The following is a 22,023-nucleotide window of genomic DNA, read 5'->3' on the forward strand; positions in this document are numbered from 1 at the left end:
GTCCGCGGACCCAGGCGACGTCGCGGCCGAGGCCGCACCGCGCGACCTCCGCAGAGCCGATCCCATCCGCTCAGACGCCCGGGGTGGCGGTCATTCCGTGGGGATCGAGAGATGCCTCGAGCCGGATGCCCCCGATGGTCGTCACCCGCTCGCTGTCGGCGTTCTCCGTCGCCCACTTCTCCGCCTGCTTGCGCAGTTGGTCGCCCTGCGGCGAGAGCACCACGTCGGCCAGGCTGGCGGCGAGTGTGGTACACGGCGTGGACTTGAGGCCCACGCGGCAGCGGCCGGCCACCAACTTGATCTTGTCGTCGGCGTCGTACTCGATGGTGACGTACATTTCCCGATCGTCGTCCGCTGGGAGGCATTCCATCGCCTTGCCGGACTTCCCCGACGTCTCCGGACTGGTGGTGTCGGAGCAGACCCACGAGTTGGACTTCTTCATCCAGTCCTCGACGACCGCGGCGAGGGTCACGCCCGTCATGTACTGCCGATCGCCGGTGGGGAACTCGGCGGCGAACCCGGGCGCGGATTCGTTGCCCGGTGGTTCGGTGGTGACCATCCCGGCGACACCGCCGACGAGTCCGCCGAGCAATGCGGTCGCCACCAGCGTGCCGACCAGGCCCAGTAGGAAGCCGACCTTGGACGGACGCCCAGGAACCCCGCCCCGGGGCGGTGGGAAGGTCGTACCCGGAAGGCCCGGCCCTGAGCCAGGCGGAGCGGGAGCGCCGGGCGGACGGCCGGCGCCCACCTGGTTGGTGCCCACCTGGTTGGTGCCCACCTGGTTGGTGCCCACCTGGTTGGTGCCGGGGGGACGACCGGGACCGACCGGCGGTTGTCCGGCCGGCGGCGGGAACTGCACCGGCCCGAGCTGCCCCGGCGCCCGGGCCGGCGGCACGGCCTCCACCGGCCGCCAGGCGGTGCCGTCCCACCAGAACCTGCCGTCCGGGGAGTAACGCTGGCCGGAAGGTTGGTCGGTCATCAGAAGTTACCCCTGATACTAAGTTCGACGGCGTACGTCTCGGGATTGGTAAGCCGGTACTGGTAGTCGCCGATGACGGCCCGGGTGTCCTTGTTGCCGTTGACCTGTTCGGCCACCCACTCCTCGATCTGGGCGGATGTCTCCGGATCACCGGCGTACGGCAGGGTGGCGAACCAGTTCAGGTACGCCAGGCCGGTCTCGCCGACCGGGGCGGCCCGATAGACGTCGACGGTCATCGCGTGGATGAGTTCGTCGGAGACCTGAAGCGACGCCCTGAAGCGCACGAAGCCGATATGCAGCTCGCAGGACCGGTGGTTGCTGTCCACCGTGCAGGTGTGCCCCTGGTCCTGGAGCGCCTTGACCACCGTCTCGGCCTCGAGCCGAGGAATGCAGCTGTAGCTCCCGCAGGACTGTGAGGCCCGACTGCCCTCGTAGCTGCGCGCGCCGAAGAACGCACCGGCGCCGGCGAGCAGCAGCATGGCCACGCCGAGCACGGGAAGCAGGAACCAGCGGCCACGGCCACCCGCGCCCGGCCCCGAGCCCACACCGTCACCCGGTGATCCCGGCCGGCTGCCGGGCGGGCCGGCGAGTGACCGCCCGGGCGGTGCCGAAGCCGGAGTGCGTGCCCCGGGAGGACTCGCCGTCATCTCAGCCTCCATTCCGGACGAAGCTCTTCCACCTGCTCCGGAAGGAGCCGCTGGACATCCCGAGTACCTCTTCGGAGATGCTCTCGAAGATCGGCAGTTCGAGGATGGAGTGGTCGGCCGAGTCGATACGCTGGACGAGGCGCGCGTACAGCTCCGCCGCCGCGTCCCGGCCCTTCAACCGTTCGGCGAGGCTGAAGACCGTCGACCCGAGGGCGTAGTTGAAGCCGGCATCCTCGTAGAAGGGGTCGCTGCGTGGCGTGGTGTCCCGGAACTTGCCGGCCCGTACCCCGCTGGCGACCTCGCCGCGGATCGCGGCAGCTCGGGCCGGCTGGTCGATGGTCTCGCTGTACCGGGCGAAACCCTCCACCACCCACCTGGCGGGCCGCAGAAAATCGTCGTAGCCGGACAGCGCGACCCGGGCGGTGACCGAGTGGGTCAACTCGTGACGGATGGTGCTCCACGGCTGGCTCTTCCCCGCCTCGATCGACCCGAGGTTGACCAGGATCCGCGAGGCCGCGTACTGGTCGGTGTAGGTCTGACCGTCCTTCCGCACCCCGTGCTGCGGAATCTGGTAGCCCAGTGCCTGCTCGGTGAAGCTGTCGGCACCCGTGATGCCGAACCACGTCTTGACGTTCTTCTTGTCCCGGGTGAAGAAGAGGACGCTCCCGGGGAAGGTCTCCCGGTCACCCCAGAGCGCCTTGACCTTGGCCAGTTCCCGGTTCGTGACGGCGGCGTACTGGTCCAGGTTGGTGACGCTCTCGTCACCGGCCAGCCAGACCGCGTCGCCCACCTTGAGTACCGTGAGCTGGTCGGTGTTCCACGGTGCGTCGGCGCGCGGCCCGGGGACCTGAAGCTCCTCCCGGTTCTCCATGGTGACCCGCACGATGTCACCGACCAGGTAGGTGTCGTCCTTCTTGGTCAGCCAGTAGAGGAACGACTCGGCGGGTGCGATGTCGCCGGGACCGGCGTCCGCGGTGAGCTTGGCGATCCGGGTCACCGGCCGGAACCAGGAGCCACCCTTGTCGGGCTGCTCGCTCATGCCGCTGAGAACGTACCGGATCTCGGCGAACTCGAACCGGCGCAGGTTGGCGAAGACCAAGCGCTCCCGCTCGACCAGTTCCTTGTTGGACGGATCGAGGTCGGCGAGATACGCCTTCTCGTTCCCTTCGGCCAGAGCCTTGGCCCGGCGTTCGAGGATGGGCCTGATCCGGCCCAACTTCGAGGCCCCGCCGTCGTAGTCGGCACTCTCGATGACCGGCTTCTCCGGGCCACCGCATCCGGTCAGCAGTAGCCCACCGGCCAACAGAACCGACCGCCTCGACCACCCGATCCCGCCGGTCACGTCGTTCGGTCTCACATCCGGCACGTTGCCGTACCCCCCAAGTTCCCTGGAACAGCATGTGGTTGGCCGGCCTGCCCGGCCGTGGACCCCCAGGAATCCGCGATCACCGCCAGGCTTTTGGCCCCGGCGTGCCTCCTACGGAACGTCGCGGCGTGGCGTTCCCTGCCGTGACGAGGCCACGGCTCACCACGGGTGGTGAGCCGACGCGGGTAGAACCATCCGAAAGAGCGCGCCCAGGTTCCGCACAGATCCCGCACAGTCGGCGTGTGCGCCTGACGATTCGTCCCTTATATTGGCGGTGCCTGCTGTTCTGGGCCGTGTGTGGCTGGCTGACCGGTACGGGCTTGTCCTCTTCGACGTCGGGCGAGTGGACGTGTGTGAGGAGCAGGGTGGAGCTTCGGGTCCTGGGGCCGCTGGAGGTGTGGCACGCGGGAGCGAGCGTGTCGCTGGGCGGGCCACGCCAGCGCGCCGTACTGGCGGCTCTGTTGGTGCGCGCCAACGACGTGGTGACCGCTCAATACCTGACCGAGGTGGTGTGGGAGACACCGCCGGCCAGCCCGGAGTCCAACATCCGGACGTACGTCGCCGGGCTGCGGCAGCGGTTGCACCAGGCCGGCGCGGACGGTTCCCGGCTCGTCACCGAGGCTGGCGGCTACCTGTTCCGGGTGTTCCCCGGCGAGTTGGACATGCAGACGTTCTCCCAGCTGATCGACCGGGCACGGCAGGCCCAGGACGAGGCGGAGTTGGCGCGAGCCGCGGAGTGCTACCAACAGGCGCTCGGTCTGTGGCGTGGCAACCCCCTGGACGGACTGCCGGTCGGCGCACGCCTCTGGGCCGAGCTCGCGCGGCTGGAGGAGCGCCACCTCAGCGCCGTCGAGCAACACGCCACCACCCGGATGGCACTGGGCGAGCACGACGGCGTCATCGGCGAACTGCGTCGCCTGGTCCTCCAGCATCCGTTCCGGGAGAACCTCTGGAGCCGGCTGATGCTCGCGCTGTCCGGTGCGGGACGCCCGGCGGAGGCGCTCCAGGCTTTCCAGGATGCCCGTCGGGTGCTCCGCGACGAACTCGGTGCCGAGCCCGGCCGTGAACTACAGGACCTCCACCAGCGGATCCTGCGCCAGGAGGCGGTGGCTCCGCCGCCCGTACCGCGCGCCGCACCGCCTGCCGGCCCGGTCACCGTGCCCAGGCAGCTGCCCGCGGACGTACGCGGATTCGCCGCGCGAGCAGCCGAGTTGGCTCGGCTGGACGCCATCCTGGCCAGTACCGGCGAACACGGCACCGCGGTGCCGGTCTGTGTGGTGTCGGGCACCGCCGGGGTCGGCAAGACCGCACTGGCGGTGCACTGGGCGCACCGGGTCTCCGACCGGTTTCCCGACGGACAGTTGTACGTGAACCTGCGGGGCTTCGACCCGACCGGGGCGACGATGAGCCCGGCCGAGGCGGTACGCGGGTTCCTCGACGCCCTCGCCGTGCGCCCCGATCGCATCCCCGCCAGTCCGGAGGCGCAGATCGGCCTCTACCGCAGCCTGCTGGCCGACCGGCGGATGCTGGTCGTGTTGGACAACGCACGGGACATCGAGCAGGTCCGTCCACTGCTGCCGGGCGCGCCCGGCAGCCTGGTCCTGGTGACCAGCCGAAACCACCTGACCGGGCTGGTCGCGGCCGAGGGTGCCCACCCGGTGACCCTGGACCTGTTGACCGTCGCCGACGCGCGTGAGATGTTGGCCCGTCGCCTCGGTACCGACCGGGTCACCGGCGAGCCCCAGGCCGTGGACGAGATCATCGCGTCGTGCGCGCGGCTGCCGCTCGCCCTCGCCGTCGCGGGTGCCCGCGCCGACACCCACCCCGGGTTCCCGCTGGGCGCGCTGGCCCGCGAACTGCGGGATGTCCGGGCCGGGCTGGACGTGTTCGTCATCGGTGACGCCGCCACCGACGTGCGGGCGATCCTCTCCTGGTCCTACCGCACCCTGAGCCCGGCCGCGGCCAGGCTCTTCCGGCTGTTGGGCCTGCACCCCGGGCCGGACACCGCCGCACCGGCGGCGGCGAGCCTGGCCGGGCTGCCACCGCATCGGGTACGTCTCCTCCTGGCCGAACTGGCCCGGGCCCACCTGGTCGTCGAGCACGCGCCCGGCCGGTACAGCTTCCACGACCTGCTTCGCGCGTACGCTGCGGAACTGGCGGTCGAGTGGGACAGCGAGCCGGACCGTCGGGCCGCCGTACGCCGGGTGCTCGACCACTACCTGCACACCGCCCGGGACGCCTGCCGGCTGCTGGATCCGCACCGGGAACTGCTCACCGTCGAGCCGGCCGAGTCCGGAGTGGACTGTCAACCGCTCGCCGACCGCGCCGAGGCCCGGCTCTGGCTCGCCGCCGAGCACTCGGTACTGCTCGCCACGATCGCCAGGGCGGCCAGTGGCGGGTTCGACACCCACGCCTGGCGGCTGGCGTGGATCCTCGTGGACCACCTCGACTACGGCGGTCGCTACCACGACCTGGCGGTCACCCACCTCACCGCCCTGGAAGCCGCCCGACGGCTCGGCGACCGGCGGGCAGAGGGATACGCACAGCGCGGGCTCGGCGGGGCGTACGCCCAACTGGGTCAGCTCGGCCAGGCCGAGACCCACTACTGCCTGGCGCTCGACCTCTACGCCGAGCTGGAAGACCCCGTCGGGCAGGCGTTCGTCCAGCTCGGCCTCGGCCGGGTGCTCGCCCGCCAGGCGAGGTACGCCGAGGCACGCGACCACGCCGAGCAGGCGTTCGAGCTGAACCGGGCCGCGCTCAACCGGATCGGGCAGGCCCGGGCGCTCAACGGAGTCGGGTGGTACGAGGCGCAGCTCGGGAACTACCGGAAGGCGCTGGTGCACTGCCAGCAGGCACTGCTCCTCCAGCGGGCCCTCGCCGACCGGCGTGGTGAGGCCAACACCCTGCACAGCCTGGGCTACGCCCACCAGCACCTCGGCAGTCACCAGCACGCCGTCGCCTGCTATCAGGAGGCCCGGGAGCTCTTTGCCGGGTTCGGCGACCAGTACAACGTGGCGGACACCCTGGGCTATCTCGGTGACGCCCATGACGCCGCCGGCGATGCGGGGGCGGCGGGCGACGCCTGGCGGCAGGCGCTCGACATTTTCGTCGAGATCGGGCATTCCGACGCCGAGCGGATCCGCGCCCGGCTCAGCCGTCTCCGTGCCGGGTATGTCGAAACCGACGGAATGCCGGCAGCGGGCCGCTGAACCGGACGGCACGCGGAGAACCTCCACCTTCGCGGGCTCAGTCCAGGTCCGTGCAGACGTCGTGCTCGGTGCCGCGGTAGATGGTGCGGCTGGCTCTTCATCGACCTCAGCGGTCGGCGCCGCTGGTGCAGCGTCGCCACCTGCGGCGGGCCGACTCCCGAGGAATGCGCCCGCAGCTAACACACGCTCAGCGTTTGGCGTCCTTGGTGAAGCAGCGCGCGATGTGCTGCTCGCCCGGCCGGCCCAGGAAGTCCATCGGGGACTTGCTCGACGGCTTCGCCTTCGGGTCGGCGTCGAGGTTGATCATCCAGAAGTAGATGCCGGCGAGGTCCCGCTCGTGCATCACCTGGCAGGCCGCGTCGAACCAGCGCTGCTGGATCTCCGGCTTGATCGCACCCTTGGCACGCGGTGACCACGGCTCCTCGTACGCCCCGGAGCGCGCACCGATCGCCACCTCGGCCAGGACCAGGTTGCGGATCGGGCCCTCGCCACGGTTGTCGTCGAGCCAGTCGTTCCATCCGTCGACGAGCCGGCTCACCGGGACGCTGTCACCCACCTTCAGCGGCGGGTACGCGTCGACGGAGAGGGTGATGCCCGACGCCGGACCGTTCTTCCGGAGCCGGTCGTGGTTGGCGCTGTATTCGAGTTCCCCCTTGTACACCGCCTGCACGCCGGCCGCGACCGTACGCCAGCCGGTGGTGCTGCTCTCCAGCGAGTTCAACTCGGTGCCGACGACGAACGTGGCGACCTTCGCCGCCTCGGCCACCTTCGCGTACTTGACCAGCATGTCCCGGTACGACGCGAACCACTTCGTCCGGCTCTGCGGGCGGATCGAACCCCGCCACATGTCCGGGTCGTCGGTGGTCAGGTTGCGCTCGTTCAGCATCGGCCGGGCGGCGGTACGCAGGCCGCGCTTGTTGGCCTCGTCCAGCACGATCTCCAGCCGGGCCGGCGACGGGGTGATCGGGTGGTCCATCCGCACCGCGTCGGCGTACGCCGAGTCCATCACGAACGAGAACGAGACGGAGATCGAGTTGGCGCCGAGCGCGACCACGTGGTCGAGCACCTTCTGCGCCTTGGCGCGCACGATCTGGTCGGTGTCGTTCCCGTTGTTCTCCCAGTAGATCGCGATCCCGTGCTGACGCATGCCCGGCTGCCACGGCTGGCGTACCTTGGCCACCGGCGGCTCGGCCGACGCGCTGGGACCGGACGCGCCCCCCGGCGGTGCCTCGGAGAGCCGGGTCAGCGGGCCGCCCTCGCCGGACGAGCAGCCGGTCGCCAGCAGCACTGCCAGCACCGTGGCGCAGCACGCCACGGCCCTTCCCCGGATGCCGACGGTCCTCATATGGGCTTGGCGATCACGACGAACTGCTGCTGACCGCCGCGCAGGTGCCGGATCAGCCCACGGATCGCGCCGAACCCCTCCATCAGCGAGAAGATCGGTACGAGCAGGATCACCGCTATCCCCTCCCACCACCGGTACTTCGCCCGGCGGGAGACGCTCACGTTGATCCGCAGGCCCTCCGTGTAGAGCCAGATCGCGTACGCCATGTTGAGCGCCCAGATCGGCAGCACCAGGAGGGTGATCGGGACCGTGTCGTACGACCCGAGCAGCCAGCCCACCAACAGAACGGTGCCGAGGTGCTGTAGCGGGCTGACCACCCAGGTGAACGTCGAGTATCCGATATAGAGCCGGTCGCGCAGCGGGATCCGGTCGTCGAGGGCCAGCCCGATCAGGCCCCACGCCCACCGTTCCCGCTGCCGGAAGAAGTCGCGTACGGTGGCCGGCGAGGCGCCGTAGCAGCGGCCCGCGAACCAGGCGCTCCGCCCGGGGTACCGTCGGCTGAAGATCAGCGCGAACTGGGCGTCCTCGACGATCGCCTCGGGGCCGAAGTCCCAGCCGATCTCGGCCTCCACCGAGGCGCGGACGAGCAGCAGCTCGCCGTGCACCCCGGCCAGCGGGCGACCGCCACCGGTGAACGCCGAGTAGATGGTCACGTCCGCGATCGGCCGGCTCGCGTCGGCCAGCCAGGTGAGCCGGTTGCGGGCGTGCTCGCGCGGGTAGGTGAGGATGCCCTGGGCGAGGTGGCACGCCTGGTCGCCGAGGTCGCGCTGCTGCTCGATGAGCCGAGCCAGCGCGGTCGCCGTGTCCAGCCCCACGCCGGTGTCGTCGTCCATGTGCAGCACCCAGACGTCGTCCCGGTCCTCATGCTGGGCGATCCGCAGCTCGTGCACGTAGTTGTTGGCCCGCGACTTGAACTTGGTGCCGTTGACGGTGTGGTAGCTCCGGGGCACCGTGACGACCCGGATGTACCGGCTGACCTCGCCCAGCTTGTAGATCTTTTCCGCCGCCTCGCAGCCCTCTTCGATGACGACGTCGACCCGCAGCTTGGGGAAGCACTCCGGCAGGTAGGTGATGTAGGAGTGCACGACGCGGTCGAGCGCCGGGTAGGTGTCGTGCCGGCCGATGGTCGGTACCACCACCACGAGTCGGTCCCGACACCGGATGATCTGGGCGTCGGCGGCGGTGAGCCGGTCGCGGCGCAGCCGCCGCCGGGTCACCAGCGCGCCGACCAGCCCGAGGATCGTCCCGATCACCGGATACGTCCACAGGACGGTCACCACGGCACCGAGCGGCCCGGTCGACTTGACGCTCAGCCAGAGCGTGACCCCGAGGACGACGACGAACCACACGGCGAGCGGCCACATCCGGGGCAGCCAGCTCGCATGACGCTGCGCCATCGTGGTTGCACCGATTGTGATCGGGATGCGTACGGCCGGCATGACGTGCGTCTCGCCGGGGCGCTGTTGCGGGATGATCTGGGTCCGCTCACCCGGCTCGTCGCGGCGCGAAGGCGCGACGTGCGTCGTCACACGGGGTCCTTCCGGGTCAGCAACGCGACGGTGTAGCCCGTTGTCCACCAGCTTTCCGTGACATCATAACGTTCCTTCAGGACGTCCTTCTTCGCTCCGTCGAGGTCGTCCAGGGGGTCCCCGTACTCGCCCAGGCGCAGTACCCAGAGCCGCCGCGTCTCGCCGAGCCGGGCCGCCACGTCCTGGTGCTCGCTCGACACCATCCACCCGTCGGTACGCATCGGGCGGTCCATCAGCACGTCGGTCGGGCGGCGGTTCGCCGGCAGGTAGTGGGCGATGATGTCCCGGTTGAGTGCGCCGGGTCCACGGTCCTGGAGCCCGTACACGATGCCGTCGCCGGGGCGGTAGTCGCGCTCGATCAGTGCCACCACCGCCTTCGTGTCCTGGTAGCGGAAGGAGGACTTGCGTACCTCGGCGTGCCCGGGCAGGGCGAGTACGGTCAGCGCGACCATCGTCGAGATCGCCGCGAGCAGCCCGCGCCTGGCGAGCAGCAGGCCGACCAGCACGGCCCAGCCGACGAGCGTGTAGAGCACGTACCGCTGCTGCCAGATGTGCGTGACCGCACCGAGCGCCATGAGCAGCCCGACCGGTACGACGCCGAGGCAGATCGCCACCACGGCGCCCCGCTCACGCGAGATCGCGGCCACGCCGAGGGCGATCACCGCGCCGCCGATCAGCGCGCCGCCGAAGAACTCCAGGCCGTACGCCTCGATCTGGTGCAGGTCGGTGAACGGGATCCAGCCGATCTGGGTTCCCTGCTGGCGGCGCCCGATCAGGATGACCGGCAGGAGCGGGATCAGCCCGGCGAGCGCGCTCGGCGTCCACCGCCACAGCAGCTTCGGCTTGGTGAGGAGTACGGCCAGGCCGTGCGCGGCGAGCATCAGCAGCGCGACCAGGTGCATCAGGCCCAGCGCGGCGACGGCGGCCGCGTACATGAGCGCGATGCCGAGGGTGAACCGCTCCAGCATGCGGAGCAGCAGCAGCGTGGCCACCGCCGCGGCGAGCGTGGCCAGCGCGTACGGGCGGGCCTCCTGCCCGAAGCGGGTGGTTATCGGCAGAATCGCGAAGGTGAGCCCGGCAAGCAGGCCGATCTGGTGCGAGCCGAGCCGGGTGCCGATCCGCCCGATGATCGCGGCGGCACCGGCCATCGCGAGCACCGACGGCAGCCGCAGCGACAGGTCGGAGTCCCCGAAGACGATCGCCCAGATCCGGATCAGGACGTAGTACGGACCGATGGTCGCGTCGGTCCCGTCGAGCTGGCGCCACAGCTCCGCCCACGACACGGTGGTGATGCCCCAGGTGGCCAGCTCGTCGGCCCAGAGCCCGGGCCCGGTCAGGCCGATCACGCAGAGCACCAGTGTCACCAGCGCCGGTGCGCCCCAGGCGATCCGGCCCTGCCAGGCCGCCCGCCGCTGCCGGCGCTCGGCCTCCTCCTCGGTCGGCGACTTCGGCAGCAGGATGGTCGCGTCCGCCGCGTCCGCCGCGGACTCCGGTGTCCCCACCAGGCCCACCCGGCGCGGCAGCGGGATGTGTACCTCTCCGTTGGGGGTCGCCACCGGGAGCTGTGAGCGAGCGGCCCTACTCATCGGAGCAGGATAAGGCAGTGCCGGTACATGCAAATCCTCTTGTCGGGCACGTCATTGAACCTTTTTCAACCTGAACGGCGCGTCGGGTGCGCCCCGACCTCCGACTGCGACCACGACGGACCGAAAGGGGAGGCGGAGAAAGATTCATCGTGTCAATCCCCGGCGCCACACGCGGTCCCGTCGTCGTTGCGATCCAGCCCGTGCCGGTCGCGCCCACCCGTGATCTTGAGCGGCTCGAATCCGCGCTCTCGCAGCCAACCGCACTTGTCGGTCACACCGTCCGGAAACGTCCACGGTACGCAGACGTCGCGCTCGCCGTACGCGTGGTCGCAGCCGTCCGTACCCTCGGCGATCTCGACCCCGGCGGTGGGCGACGGCTGCGCTCCGCGCGGCTTGGCACCCGGCTGCTGGGCGAAGGGCTGCACGTACGGCGGCGGCGACCCCACCGGGCCGGTCGGGTCCGGTCCGTCGTCGCGCTGCTCCGGCTCCGACTCATCGCCGCTCTCCGCCGCCGGCTCGTCGGCCGGTGCCGCCGAGGTGCCACCGCCCCAGAGGATGTCGGGATCGCCGCCGCCGGCCACCAGCACACCGACGACGCCGACCACGAGCACGAGCACCACCAGCACCGCCGCGATGCCGAGCTGTCCACGGCGACCGCTGGCCCGCACCCAGCCGGCGACGGCACGGAACCAGCGACTCATCCGAGCTTGACCCACTTGGCGATCGACGGTACGCCGTTGGCGTTGTGCACGAAGAGCATGTACCAGCCGGGCGGGGCCAGGTTGGGGTTGCTCGTCACGTTCAGGTCGATGGTGTTGCCGTTGACCGTCATCGGCAGCTCGACGAACCGCTGGTTGGGGTCGGACGAGTGCGTGACGGCAGCCGGCCGGATCAGCGACGCCCGGGTCACCGGCGAGTTGACGGTGATCCGCTGGGTGCTGCCGTACCCCCAGTTGGTCCTGGCCAGGGTCTGGATCGCCGGCCGGGCGCCCTTGAAGAGGTACGGCGGCGAGTAGATCGAGATGCGGGTGTCGAACGACCCGTTGCCGGGGTTGTCCCCGACCGCCATGACCCGCCCGTCGGGCAGCAGGAACGCCGACGAGTGGTACGTGCGCGGCACCGGGTCGGTCGCCATGCCCTCGCGGAACCGGTTGGTCTGCGGATCGAAGATGGACGCCTCGAAGACCGGGTCGGCCCGGTTGTGCAGCGCGCCGCCGGTCTCGAAGACCGTGCCGTCCGGCAGGAGTACGAGGGAGACGTACATCTTGCCCTGCTCGTCGCCCTGCGGCGCGCCACCGGTCAGCGTGCCCTGCGGGAGCAGCGGGCCTGGCTGGTATCGAGGGCTGGCGGCCTTGAGGTCGATGATGTCGGTCAGCCGGTGCGCGGTCGCGCCCGCGTCGCCGTTGCCGCCACCCACCGTCAGCACCCGCTGCGCCTGGGCCGGCGGGAGCAGCACGCTCATCGACTGGTCGCGCTCGTCCTTGCGCTGGAGGCCGGGCACGTCGGTGATGGCGCCGTTGCCGTAGTCGTAGATCGACGCCCCGCTGCCCGGCAGGGCGACGCCGAACGTGTGGCTGCCGGTGTAGAAGAGCCGGCCGTCCTGCATCAGCACCATCGCCGGGTACAGGCCCCACCAGGACCAGGTCTGCTTCACCTCGTTCATCGGCAGCCAGCGCTGCTGGGCGGAGCTGAAGTAGTCGGTGGTGGTGGTGCCGGTGGAGTCCTCGCCGAGGCCGCCGAGCGAGAGGACGTCGCCGTTGCCGAGCATGGTCGCCGACGGGTACCAGTGGCCGGCGAGCATGTCGTTCGTCCGGGTGTACTTGTTGGTGGCCGGGTCGAAGATGTACGCGTCCTTCAGTCCCTGGTAACCCACGGTGCCGTCGGCGCTCGGGTAGTCCTTGTTGCCGCCCATCACTAGCACCCGGCCGTCGCGCAACTGCACGTGGCCGGCGCAGAAGAGGTCGACCGGGGTGGCGACGTTGGTGAAGGCGCCGGTCGCCGGGTCGTACACGGCGGTCTTGAACGTGCCGGCCTCGAAGGCGCTGGGGTCGTTGCCGGAGCCCGCGACGAGCAGCACCTTGCCGTTGTGCAGCATCACCGCGTGGATGCCGCGCACCGTCGACTCGTAGGGCATGACCTGCCACTTGCCCTTGGTGCACCCGGTGGCGTCGCTGCACCCGCTGGGGGTGGGGGCCGGTGCGCCCACCTCGACCATCGAGTAGTCGTCGGTGGTGAGCGTGCCACGGCTGTAGAGGCTGACGCCCCAGGTGATCTGGTCGGTGTTCGGCGGGATCGGGGGCGTACGTACCACCTTGTTCTGCCAGGTGCTGGTCGCCGGGAGCGTCGCCGGATCCAGCCAGTACTGCCAGCCGAGCGCCCTGTCGTGCCGGAAGAGCGTGATCGCGTTGGCCGCGGTGGTCGACTTGTACCAGACCGAGAGGTCGTACTGGCGACCGACGGTGACGCGGGGAGCGCACTCCGCGTTCTCCTGCATCATCGCCTTGCGGTCGCCCGAGGCCAGTTTGGTGATGGCGATCCGCATGGCCCGGTTACCAGTGCGCGCGTCGGTCGTCGGACCGGACGTGTACGTGTTGTTGCCGAACCCGGACCGCTCCCAGCAGGCCGGGAACCCGTCGGCGCCCAACGTCTCCAGCCCCGGATTCCGGATCAGGTTGGTCGCCGCCTGGGCCGGTGTGGCGACCAGACCGATGGTCAGCAGGAGAGCGAGGGCGAGCAGCCGGCCGAGTCCGCGGCGGAGCTCCGGGCTGAACATCGGAACGGCTTCTGCGGGAGGCACAGCGTCTCCTGTCGATCCTCGTCATCTGGGCCGCCCCGCAGCGTACCGGTCATCGTCGTTCCGGCCAATGTGGGCTTCCGGCACTCTACGGGTGGAGCGATTTGCGGCTCGGCGAGCAGAAGACCGGCAACGAGAAGACCTGGCCCGACGCCGACGAAGAAGCACCGCGCGGCGACAGCGCCACAACTTCGTCGGCGTACGCCAGGCCCGTCCCCGGTGACCAGGTGGAGCAGGTCAGGACGCGGTGAGGACGGCGACGGTACTGTCGAAGCAGACGACGATCCGCCCCTGCGGATCGACCGCCACCGCCTTTATCCAGCCAGGAAAGTAGATGGTCTCGCCGATCGGATATCCGGTGGTCAGGTCCCAGACGGACAGCTCGCCGCTCCGGGCGGTAACCGCGATGGACGTGCCGTCCAGTTGGCCGATGGCGCCGGCGTACCCGTCGGTCGCCAACTCCCGGACGGGTTGCGTGGTGCCGAGGTCCCAGATCTGGACGGGCTGGTAGCCGGCGCTCCGGGTGAGAACGACCGGACTCCCCTGGCCGACGGCCATGGGCTCGACGTAGCCGCCGTGCAAGCTGAGATGCCTGGCGATCTCCCGGTTCGTGGCGACGTCCCGAACGCGGATGGTGCCGCTCCAGCCTCCGGTGATCGCGACCGCTCGGCTGTTGATGACACCGGTCACCATGCCGCTCATCCGTCGGCGTTCCTTGGCCAGCGGCTTGCCGACCTTCGCGCCGGTAGCCAGATCCCACACCAGCAAGCTCCGGTCATCGCTCGCGGTCACGGCTACCGGACGCCCGTTCACCGTCGCGGTCGCGACCGCGAAGACCCGGTCACTGTGGCCGGTGAACATGTCGATCTGCTTCCCCGCCGTGAGATCCCAGATCCGTACCGTCTGGTCCTCGCCGCCGGACACCGCCACCGGGCGGCCGTCCACCGTCGCGGTCGCGACCGCGGCGACCGTGCCGGTGTGACCGGTGAGCGGCTCGCCCACCGGCTTCCCGGTGGCTGAATCCCAACACCGCACCGTCCGGTCCTCACCGGCGGTGAGAACCACCGGCCGCCCGTCGACGACGGCGGTGGTGACGGCGTGCACCGGGTCGGAGTGGCGGGGCTGGCGGACTTCGTGATCAGCGCTGAGGTCCCACACCCGGACCGTACGGTCGTCGGCTGTGGTGACAGCCACCGGACGCCCGTCCAGCACTGCCGTTTCGACCCTGGCCCAGCAGCCGCGGTGGCCGGTGAACGACTCACCGATCTGTTCTCGGGTGGCCAGGTCCCACATGCGTATCGTCCCGTCCTCACCGCCGGAGACCGCTACCGGGCGGCCGTCCACCACGGCGGTGGCAACGGCCCACACCTTGTCGGTGTGACCGGTGAAGGGTTCACCGACCGGCTCCCCGGTGGCCAGATCCCACACCCGCACCGTGTGGTCGAAACTGCCGCTCACCGCGACCGGGCGGCCGTCCACCACCCCGGTCGCCACCGCTCGGACCGAATCCGTGTGCCCGGTCAGGGACCGAACCACTTGTTTCCCGGTGGCCAGGTCCCAGATCCGTACCCTCCTGTCTTCGCAGCCAGCTACCGCCACCGGACGACCGTCCAGTACGGCGGTGGCGACCGCCCACACCGCGCCGTAGTTGGTGAGCGGGCGACCGACCTGGACGCCGGTGGTGAGATCCCACACCCGTACCGTCCCGTCCCGCGCGCCGGACACCGCCACCGGGCGGCCGTCCAGCACACCGCTCGCCACAGCGAACAGCCAGTCGGTGTGGCCGGTCAGGGCCTTACCCACCTGTTGCCCGGTGCTCGGATCCCACAGCCGTACCGTCCGGTCATCGGTCCCGGTCACGACCAGTGAACGCCCGCCGACGACCGCGGTCGTCACCGCCAGCGCTCTGTCGACATGCCTGATGGAGAAGGACCGGTGCAGTTGGCCGGTGGTCAGGTCCCACACCCGGACCGTCCCGTCATCGCTCACGGTGACGGCCATCAGCCGCCCGTCCACCACCCCGGTGGCAACATCCCGCATCCCCGCCACCCCATCGATGTGTGGCGAACCAACGGGTGGGCAGCACACCAACTCTCGTGAATCCCGGCTCACCCACTGCACGACCCACTCGGTGGCGGCCATCATCCTCCTGTCCACAACCATCGAAAAGATCGCGCCAGAGTAACGAGACCGAGTGACAGTCCCTCGGGCGTGGCGGTGGTCGTGTCCGGCACTGGGATGGGTATCGATCGGTGGGTCGGTTAGGGTTGGCCCGCGACCACGGTCCGATGGGCGTACGCGGGCACGTTTGTCGTTGCTCGCGGCCCTGGTCCGGGCACGGTTCTGGTGGAAAGCGCGGGGCTTGACGAGGAGGGCAGCGATGGAGCGGCCGGACTGGGCACCCGAAGGTATAGACCTCAGCAAGGCGAGCGTCGCGCGCGCCTACGACTACTGGTTGGGTGGCTCCCACAACTTCGCGATCGACCGGGAGTTCGCCCGGCAGGCCATCGCGGCGGTGCCGGACCTGCGAATGGTGGCGCGGGCGAACCGGGAATTCCTGCACCGCGCGGTCCGCTTCATGATCGACATGGGGATCCGTCAGTTCCTGGACATCGGCTCGGGCATCCCGACCGTGGGTAACGTGCACGAGATCGCCCAGAAGGTCGTGCCGGACGCGCGTGTGGTCTATGTGGACATCGACCCGGTGGCGGTGGCACACAGCGAGCAGATCCTGTCCGGCAACGAGTTCGCCACCGCGATCCAAGAGGATCTGCGCCGGCCGGAGGTCATCCTCGACCATCCGGCGACGCGGGCCCTGCTGGACCTGGACCAGCCGGTGGGACTGCTGCTGGCGTCGGTCGTGCACGCGATTCCGGACGAGGACGATCCGTACGGGATCCTGAACCGGCTGCGTGCGGCGCTCTGCCCGGGCAGCTACCTGGCCATCAGCCACGTCACGACCGACAGCCGCCCCCAGGAGATGGGTGAGGGGGCGCGGCTGAGCGGTCGGACCACCACACCGGTCACGGCCCGTACCCGCGCCCAGGTCGAGCGGTTCTTCGAGGGGCTCGAACTGATTGAACCCGGCGTGGTGTGGTCACCGCTCTGGCGTCCGGAATCTCCCGAGGATGTCGGGGACCATCCGGAGCGGATGAGTTTCTATGTAGGAGTTGGGCGTACGGCGTGACCGGCCACCCCGATGCCGGTTCGCTCGTCGACCGGCACCGTCAGGGCCTGGACACGTTCGCGAAGGCGTGGGCGAAGGCGCTGCACCGGGCGCACTACGTGCCGATCAGCTCCACCGAGCGGTACCGGATCGTCAGCGCGCTGGCCGAGCGGCTCGTCGGCGGCCTGTTCGCCGAGCCGCCCGACCCCTGCTGCGGGTTCGGGGTCGGGGAGGACCTCGTCGCCGCCGGGTTCGCGTCTCCGGACGCGTTGGGCCGTACCATCGCGGTCCTGAACACCCGGCTCGCGGCGGACCTCGGGCTGCCCGCCGACGCCGCGATGTGCGTGCGGCTGGCCGCGCTGCTGGAAGGACTGGCGGCCGGGTTCACGGCCGCGGTGCACGACCGCAGCCTGGACGCCCAGGATGCCGTCCGGCTGGCCGCGTTGGCCGCGCAGGCCCGCGCCGAGCAGGCACTACGGGCCAACGAGGTCCGCTTCCGGCATCTCGCCACCCACGACGCGTGGACCGACCTGCCCAACCGGACGCTGTTCGCGGAACGGCTGGACCGCGTCTTCGCCACCGGGCCGCCGTCGAGACGGGTGGGCATGTGCTGCATCAACCTGGACGAGTTCGCCACGGTCAACGACATCCTCGGTCACGACGTGGGCGACCGGCTGCTGGCGGCGACCGCCGACCGTCTGCGGGCGCTCGCCGAACCGTCGGGCCACCTGGTCGCCCGCTTCGACGGCGACCAGTTCGCGATCCTGATCGAGGGCACCACCTGCGCCGAGGACGCCGTCAAGGTCGCCGACCAGGCGCTGACCGCGCTGGCCGAACCGTTCCACATCGACAACACCGAGATACCCGTCACCGCCAGTGCCGGAGTCGCGGAGCGGTCCATCGGGTCCGGCGACACCGCCGAGCTGATCCGCGCCACCCAGATCGCGCTGCACTGGGCAAAGGCCGACGGCAAGGCCAGGTGGATGCTGTTCGCGCACGAGCGTAGCGCCGCCGACGCCGAGCGTTACCGACTCTCCGCGGCCATGCCGGCGGCGCTGCGCCACGGTGAGTTCACCCTCGCGTACCAGCCGTTGGTCGACCTACGCGACGGTCACATCGCCGGCGTCGAGGCGCTGGCCCGCTGGCACCACCCGCGCCTCGGCGTGCTGGGCGCCGGGCAGTTCATCGAACTGGCGGAGCACACCGGGCTGATCGTGCCGCTCGGGCGCCGCCTGCTGGAGCAGGCATGCCGGCAGGCAAGCGCCTGGCAGCAGGACGGGTACGGCCTCTACGTCAACGTCAACATCGCGGTCCGGCAACTCCACCAGACCGGGCTGGTGGCATCCGTCGCCCAGATCCTCGACCGCACCGGCCTGGCGCCGTACCGCCTCCAACTGGAGGTCACCGAGCACGCGGTCATCGAACTGACCGACCAGATCCGGGCCACCCTCGCCGCTCTGGTCGAACTCGGTGTGCGGATCGTGATCGACGACTTCGGCACCGGGTACGCCAACCTGGCCAACCTGCGCGCCCTGCCGTTGCGCGGGCTCAAACTCGATGCCAGCTTCGCCCGGCCCGCACCACGGATCGGGAAACCGCCACCGCCGGCCGTGCGCCGGCCGGACGACGCGGCCTTCCTGGCCACCGTCGTCGCCCTGGGTCACACCCTCGGGCTCACCGTCACCGCCGAAGGCATCGAGACCGCCAGTCAGGCCCGGCGGATGCGCGCCGCCGGCTGCGACACCGGCCAGGGCTGGTACTTCGGCCGACCCGTACCGCCGGGCGACATCACCCGACGCGTCGCCGGCCAGCGCCGCTGACCGCCAGCCCGGTGGCCCTGACTGAACCTTTTTCCACCTGAACCGCGCGGCGCTCACACACCGCCTCCGACCTTGCGCTCCGACGGACCGCAAGGGGAGGTTGAAAAAGGTTCACTGCCCGGACGATCGACAGCGAACCTTTTCCCACCTCCCATGGGCTCCGCCGGTGTCGGACACGGTGCCCGAGCGCCACGCGGTTCAGGTGGAAAAGGGTTCAGTGACTCACGCCATAGTCGGTCGGTGTCAGGAATCCGGGCGCTGTCTCGTTCAGGGGGCACGCGAACAGACGGGAGCAAGAACATGCGGCACCGCATAAGCGTCCTCGGGGCCGGATACGCCGGAGCGTGCGCAGCCGGGTACCTCGCTCGCCACCTCCACCCCGACGACTTCGAGATCACCGTGGTCAACGCCGAACCCGATTTCGTCGAGCGGATGCGCCTGCACCAGCTCGCCGCCGGACAGGAACTGCGCCGCATTGGATTGGCGGAGATGTTCGCGGGCACGGGCATCCGGCTGCGACTGGCACGCGTCACCGCCGTCGACGCCGGGCAGCGGACCGTCACTGTGACCGGCGGCGAGGGCAGCGACCGGATCGAGTACGACAGCCTTCTCTACACGCTCGGCAGCACTGTCGGCGACCACGGCGTTCCCGGGGTGGACGAGTACGCCTTCCACGTCACCGGCCGGCCAGCGGCGCTACGCCTGCGCCTGCGCCTGGACGAGTTGGGCGAGGACGGGACGGTGCTGGTCGTCGGCGGCAACCTGACCGCGATCGAGGCCGCAACCGAGATCGCCGAATCCCGGCCCGGCCTCCGGGTCACGCTCGCCACCAGCGGCGAGCTGGGCGGTTGGTTGGCTCCGAGGAGCCGCCGTCACCTGCTGCGCGCCTTCGACCGGTTCGGCATCGCCGTCCACGAGCACACCACCATCGCCCGCGTCGAAAAGGCCGGTGCCGTCGCCGCCGACGGCACCGCCTACGCCTCCGACGTGACCGTGTGGGCGGCCGGCTTCGCCGTCCACCCCATCGCCGCCGCCAGCGGACTCGGTGTCGAGGACGACGGCCGGATCACCGTCGACCGCATGATGCGCTCCGTCTCGCACCCGGAGGTCTACGCCGCCGGTGACAGCGCCTACGCCATCGGCGGGAACGGTCGGCCGCTGCCGATGTCGTGCGCTTCGGCGGGATTCACCAGGATTCAGGCGACGGCCGCGATCATCGGGGACCTCACCGGCCACAGGATCTCGAAGACCCCGCTCGCGTACCTCGGCAACTGCATCAGTCTCGGAGGAAAGGACGCGATCTTCCAGGTGGTCGACGGCGACGCGCGGTCGAGGTCCTGGTCCCTGCGCGGCCGTCCGGCCGCGCGCTTCAAGGCGTTCGTGCTCAGCGGCGCGGCATGGAGCATGAGCCACCCGACCTACGGACTGCCGACTCGCAAGCGCCGCCTGACAACCGCGCCACACCGCCTTGTTCAGGCGGTCGCGGGCTAGCGTGGCCCGCATGGACTCCGCCAACGTGGAGCGTTTCGAGGCCAACCGGGACCGGTTGGCCTCGCTCGCGTACCGTCTGCTCGGCTCGGCCGCCGAGGCCGAGGATGCGGTGCAAGACACGTTCCTGCGCTGGCATGCCGCCGACCGGGAACACATCGAGATACCCGAGGCGTGGCTGACCAAGGTAGTCACCAATCTCTCGCTCGACCGGCTCCGTTCGGCCAAGATGCGGCGCGAACGCGCGGTCGGCGACTGGCTGCCCGAACCGCTTCTCGACGGCGACCCGATGCTCGGTCCGGCCGACACCGTCGAGCAGCGCGAATCGGTGACCCTGGCGGTGCTGACGCTCATGGAACGCCTCACGCCGGTCGAGCGGGCCGTCTATGTGCTGCGTGAGGCATTCTCCTACAGCCACGCCGAGATCGCCGAGATCCTCGACATCACCGAGTCCGCGAGCCAGCAGCACGCCCACCGGGCCCGACGCCGGGTCGCCGTCGCGCACACCGTCAGTGAAGTCGACCGCTCCTCCGCACGCCGAATCGTCGAGGCGTTCGTCGACGCCGCTTCCTCGGGCCGCACCGAACGGTTGGTGGCGTTGCTCACCGACGACGCGACCGCGATCTCCGACGGCGCCGGGCAGACCAGGAAACTGCTGCGATACTCGGTCCCCGAGCAGATCGCCAGCGCCATGCGAGCCGCCTTCAAGCCGACTCCGGCGAAACGGAAACTGGTCGGCGGCTCCCCAGCGATGCACGCCGGCGTGATCAACGGCTGCCCCGCCATCATCGCCGCGATCGAGGAGCGGGTGGTGGGCGTGGTGGTCCTGGACGTCCGCGGCGGCAAGGTCGCGGCCGTGCGCGGCGTGGCCGATCCGGACCGCCTCGGCCGCGTCACCGAGAGATGGCGGCGACGCGAGCGAGACGACTCCTTCATCCAATCGTGGTGATCGAGGCCGCATCGGCCTCTTGTCGGCCCCGCCGGTGGCCATGATCCGGGGCGCGATCCGGCGTACAGGCAGCGCCGATCGACGGCGTGCGGCGCGCAACCGGAGGGCGGGAGGGGGGCCCGGCCACGGGCTGGCAACCGGGGCCGCCTGACCCACCAGCGCCTCGTAGGTGGTGATCTGCTCTCGGCGACGGTTCCGGTCAACGCGAGAATCAATCGATAGTCGTTGATACTTTGCCCGATAGATGTGATACTCGCTGGAAGCGCTCCCACCCTCGTCCCGGGGTGCCTCAGAACGGAGGATGCACAGTGCGTTCACACCAGAACCATCAATCCGGCCGGCAGTCCCGGTCGGCCGTCCGCCAGCCCCTTCGAGTGCTTGCCCTGGCACTCACCATGGTGGTCGGCATGCTGCCCTGGGCCGGACCCGCCCAGGCCCACGGCACCGTCATCAACCCGGCAACTCGCGCCTACCAATGCTGGCAAACCTGGGGTAGCAGGCACATGGACCCGGTCATGCAGACGCAGGACCCGATGTGCTACCGGGCGTTCCAGGCCAACCCCGACACCATGTGGAACTGGATGAGCCAGTTGCGGGACGGTCTGGCCGGTCAGTTCCAGGCCCGTACGCCCGACGGGCAGCTGTGCAGCAACGCCCTCTCCAGGAACGACTCCCTGAACCAGCCGGGAGCCTGGAAGGCGACCACCGTCAGCCGCAGCTTCACGCTCCAGTTCTACGACCAGGCCAGCCACGGCGCTGACTTCTTCCGGGTGTACCTCACCAGGCAAGGGTTCAACCCGACCACCCAGCGCGTCGGATGGGGAAACATCGACCTGATCACGACGACCGGGCGCTACGCGCCGACGCAGAACATCTCGTTCAACGTCTCGACCTCTGGACGCACCGGACAGCACGTCCTCTTCGTGATCTGGAAGGCGTCGCACATGGACCAGACCTACATGTGGTGCAGCGACATCAACATCGTCTGATCCGCAAGGCTGACAGCCACCGCACCACTCCGGCCCAGGACGATGTCCTGGGCCGGAGTATGGGGATCGCGGAGCCCTCGTCGCCGACGAATCGTCCAGAGCCGCGGACCACGTCAAGACCGGACGCGTCGAGCCAGCAGCCTGCCGCGAGCGGCC

Annotated in this window: 15 protein-coding genes and 1 pseudogene; 7 read left to right on the forward strand and 9 right to left on the reverse strand. The window is 70.1% G+C overall.

Going from position 1 to position 22,023, the window contains the following annotated elements:
- Positions 1–70: 70 nt before the first annotated feature.
- The 3 genes from Pma05_RS04700 to Pma05_RS04710 all read right to left on the reverse strand — a co-directional run bounded on the left by Pma05_RS04700 (position 71) and on the right by Pma05_RS04710 (position 2,983).
- Positions 71–979: a hypothetical protein gene (locus tag Pma05_RS04700; RefSeq protein WP_203856025.1), complete on the reverse strand. Its 909-nt coding sequence runs from the start codon at positions 977–979 to the stop codon at positions 71–73.
- The gene (locus Pma05_RS04705; protein WP_203856026.1) at positions 979–1,524 is read right to left on the reverse strand and encodes a hypothetical protein; all 546 of its coding nucleotides are present in this window, start codon (positions 1,522–1,524) and stop codon (positions 979–981) included. The genes Pma05_RS04700 and Pma05_RS04705 overlap by 1 nt, the downstream gene beginning before the upstream one ends.
- Before the next feature lie 103 nt (positions 1,525–1,627).
- A complete protein-coding gene (locus Pma05_RS04710) occupies positions 1,628–2,983 on the reverse strand; it encodes a hypothetical protein (RefSeq protein WP_203856027.1) in 1,356 nt (451 codons plus the stop codon).
- Between the two features lie 374 nt (positions 2,984–3,357).
- Here Pma05_RS04710 and Pma05_RS04715 point away from each other — a divergent pair, with 374 nt between their 5' ends.
- Positions 3,358–6,201 carry an AfsR/SARP family transcriptional regulator gene (locus tag Pma05_RS04715; RefSeq protein ID WP_239311673.1) on the forward strand — a complete coding sequence of 948 codons (2,844 nt, stop codon included), beginning with the start codon at positions 3,358–3,360 and terminating at the stop codon, positions 6,199–6,201.
- A gap of 75 nt (positions 6,202–6,276) precedes the next feature.
- Positions 6,277–6,381, forward strand: a pseudogene (locus Pma05_RS43905) (CGNR zinc finger domain-containing protein); the annotation flags it as partial.
- 7 nt (positions 6,382–6,388) lie between these two features.
- Here the strand turns inward: Pma05_RS43905 and Pma05_RS04725 are convergent.
- The 6 genes from Pma05_RS04725 to Pma05_RS04750 form a co-directional block, all read right to left on the reverse strand.
- Complete coding sequence (locus Pma05_RS04725; protein ID WP_203856029.1) at positions 6,389–7,516, reverse strand: glycoside hydrolase family 113; 1,128 nt, start codon at positions 7,514–7,516, stop codon at positions 6,389–6,391.
- Positions 7,517–7,542: 26 nt separating this feature from the next.
- Positions 7,543–9,075: a glycosyltransferase family 2 protein gene (locus tag Pma05_RS04730; protein WP_203856030.1), complete on the reverse strand. Its 1,533-nt coding sequence runs from the start codon at positions 9,073–9,075 to the stop codon at positions 7,543–7,545.
- The gene (locus Pma05_RS04735; protein WP_203856031.1) at positions 9,072–10,661 is read right to left on the reverse strand and encodes a glycosyltransferase family 39 protein; all 1,590 of its coding nucleotides are present in this window, start codon (positions 10,659–10,661) and stop codon (positions 9,072–9,074) included. Before Pma05_RS04735 ends, Pma05_RS04730 begins: the two co-directional genes overlap by 4 nt.
- A 152-nt stretch (positions 10,662–10,813) precedes the next feature.
- On the reverse strand, positions 10,814–11,362 hold the full coding sequence (locus Pma05_RS04740) for a hypothetical protein (RefSeq protein WP_203856032.1): 549 nt from the start codon (positions 11,360–11,362) through the stop codon (positions 10,814–10,816).
- Positions 11,359–13,434 carry a galactose oxidase early set domain-containing protein gene (locus Pma05_RS04745; RefSeq protein WP_203856033.1) on the reverse strand — a complete coding sequence of 692 codons (2,076 nt, stop codon included), beginning with the start codon at positions 13,432–13,434 and terminating at the stop codon, positions 11,359–11,361. The genes Pma05_RS04740 and Pma05_RS04745 overlap by 4 nt, the downstream gene beginning before the upstream one ends.
- Before the next feature lie 258 nt (positions 13,435–13,692).
- Entirely contained in the window at positions 13,693–15,495 is a 1,803-nt protein-coding gene (locus Pma05_RS04750; RefSeq protein ID WP_203856034.1) for a WD40 repeat domain-containing protein, read from the reverse strand.
- 340 nt (positions 15,496–15,835) lie between these two features.
- Between Pma05_RS04750 and Pma05_RS04755 the strand changes: the two genes are divergently transcribed.
- From Pma05_RS04755 to Pma05_RS04775, 5 genes are all read left to right on the forward strand, one after another.
- Positions 15,836–16,642 carry an SAM-dependent methyltransferase gene (locus Pma05_RS04755; RefSeq protein ID WP_203856035.1) on the forward strand — a complete coding sequence of 269 codons (807 nt, stop codon included), beginning with the start codon at positions 15,836–15,838 and terminating at the stop codon, positions 16,640–16,642.
- On the forward strand, positions 16,639–18,441 hold the full coding sequence (locus Pma05_RS04760; protein WP_239311675.1) for a putative bifunctional diguanylate cyclase/phosphodiesterase: 1,803 nt from the start codon (positions 16,639–16,641) through the stop codon (positions 18,439–18,441). The genes Pma05_RS04755 and Pma05_RS04760 overlap by 4 nt, the downstream gene beginning before the upstream one ends.
- Positions 18,442–18,741: 300 nt before the next feature.
- A complete protein-coding gene (locus Pma05_RS04765) occupies positions 18,742–19,932 on the forward strand; it encodes an NAD(P)/FAD-dependent oxidoreductase (protein ID WP_203856150.1) in 1,191 nt (396 codons plus the stop codon).
- Between the two features lie 10 nt (positions 19,933–19,942).
- Entirely contained in the window at positions 19,943–20,878 is a 936-nt protein-coding gene (gene sigJ, locus Pma05_RS04770) for an RNA polymerase sigma factor SigJ (RefSeq protein ID WP_203856036.1), read from the forward strand.
- Positions 20,879–21,252: 374 nt separating this feature from the next.
- Positions 21,253–21,867: a lytic polysaccharide monooxygenase auxiliary activity family 9 protein gene (locus Pma05_RS04775; RefSeq protein WP_239311677.1), complete on the forward strand. Its 615-nt coding sequence runs from the start codon at positions 21,253–21,255 to the stop codon at positions 21,865–21,867.
- The last annotated feature ends 156 nt before the right edge of the window (positions 21,868–22,023 follow it).

It is taken from the genome of Plantactinospora mayteni (assembly GCF_016862935.1).
Lineage (GTDB): Bacteria > Actinomycetota > Actinomycetes > Mycobacteriales > Micromonosporaceae > Plantactinospora > Plantactinospora mayteni.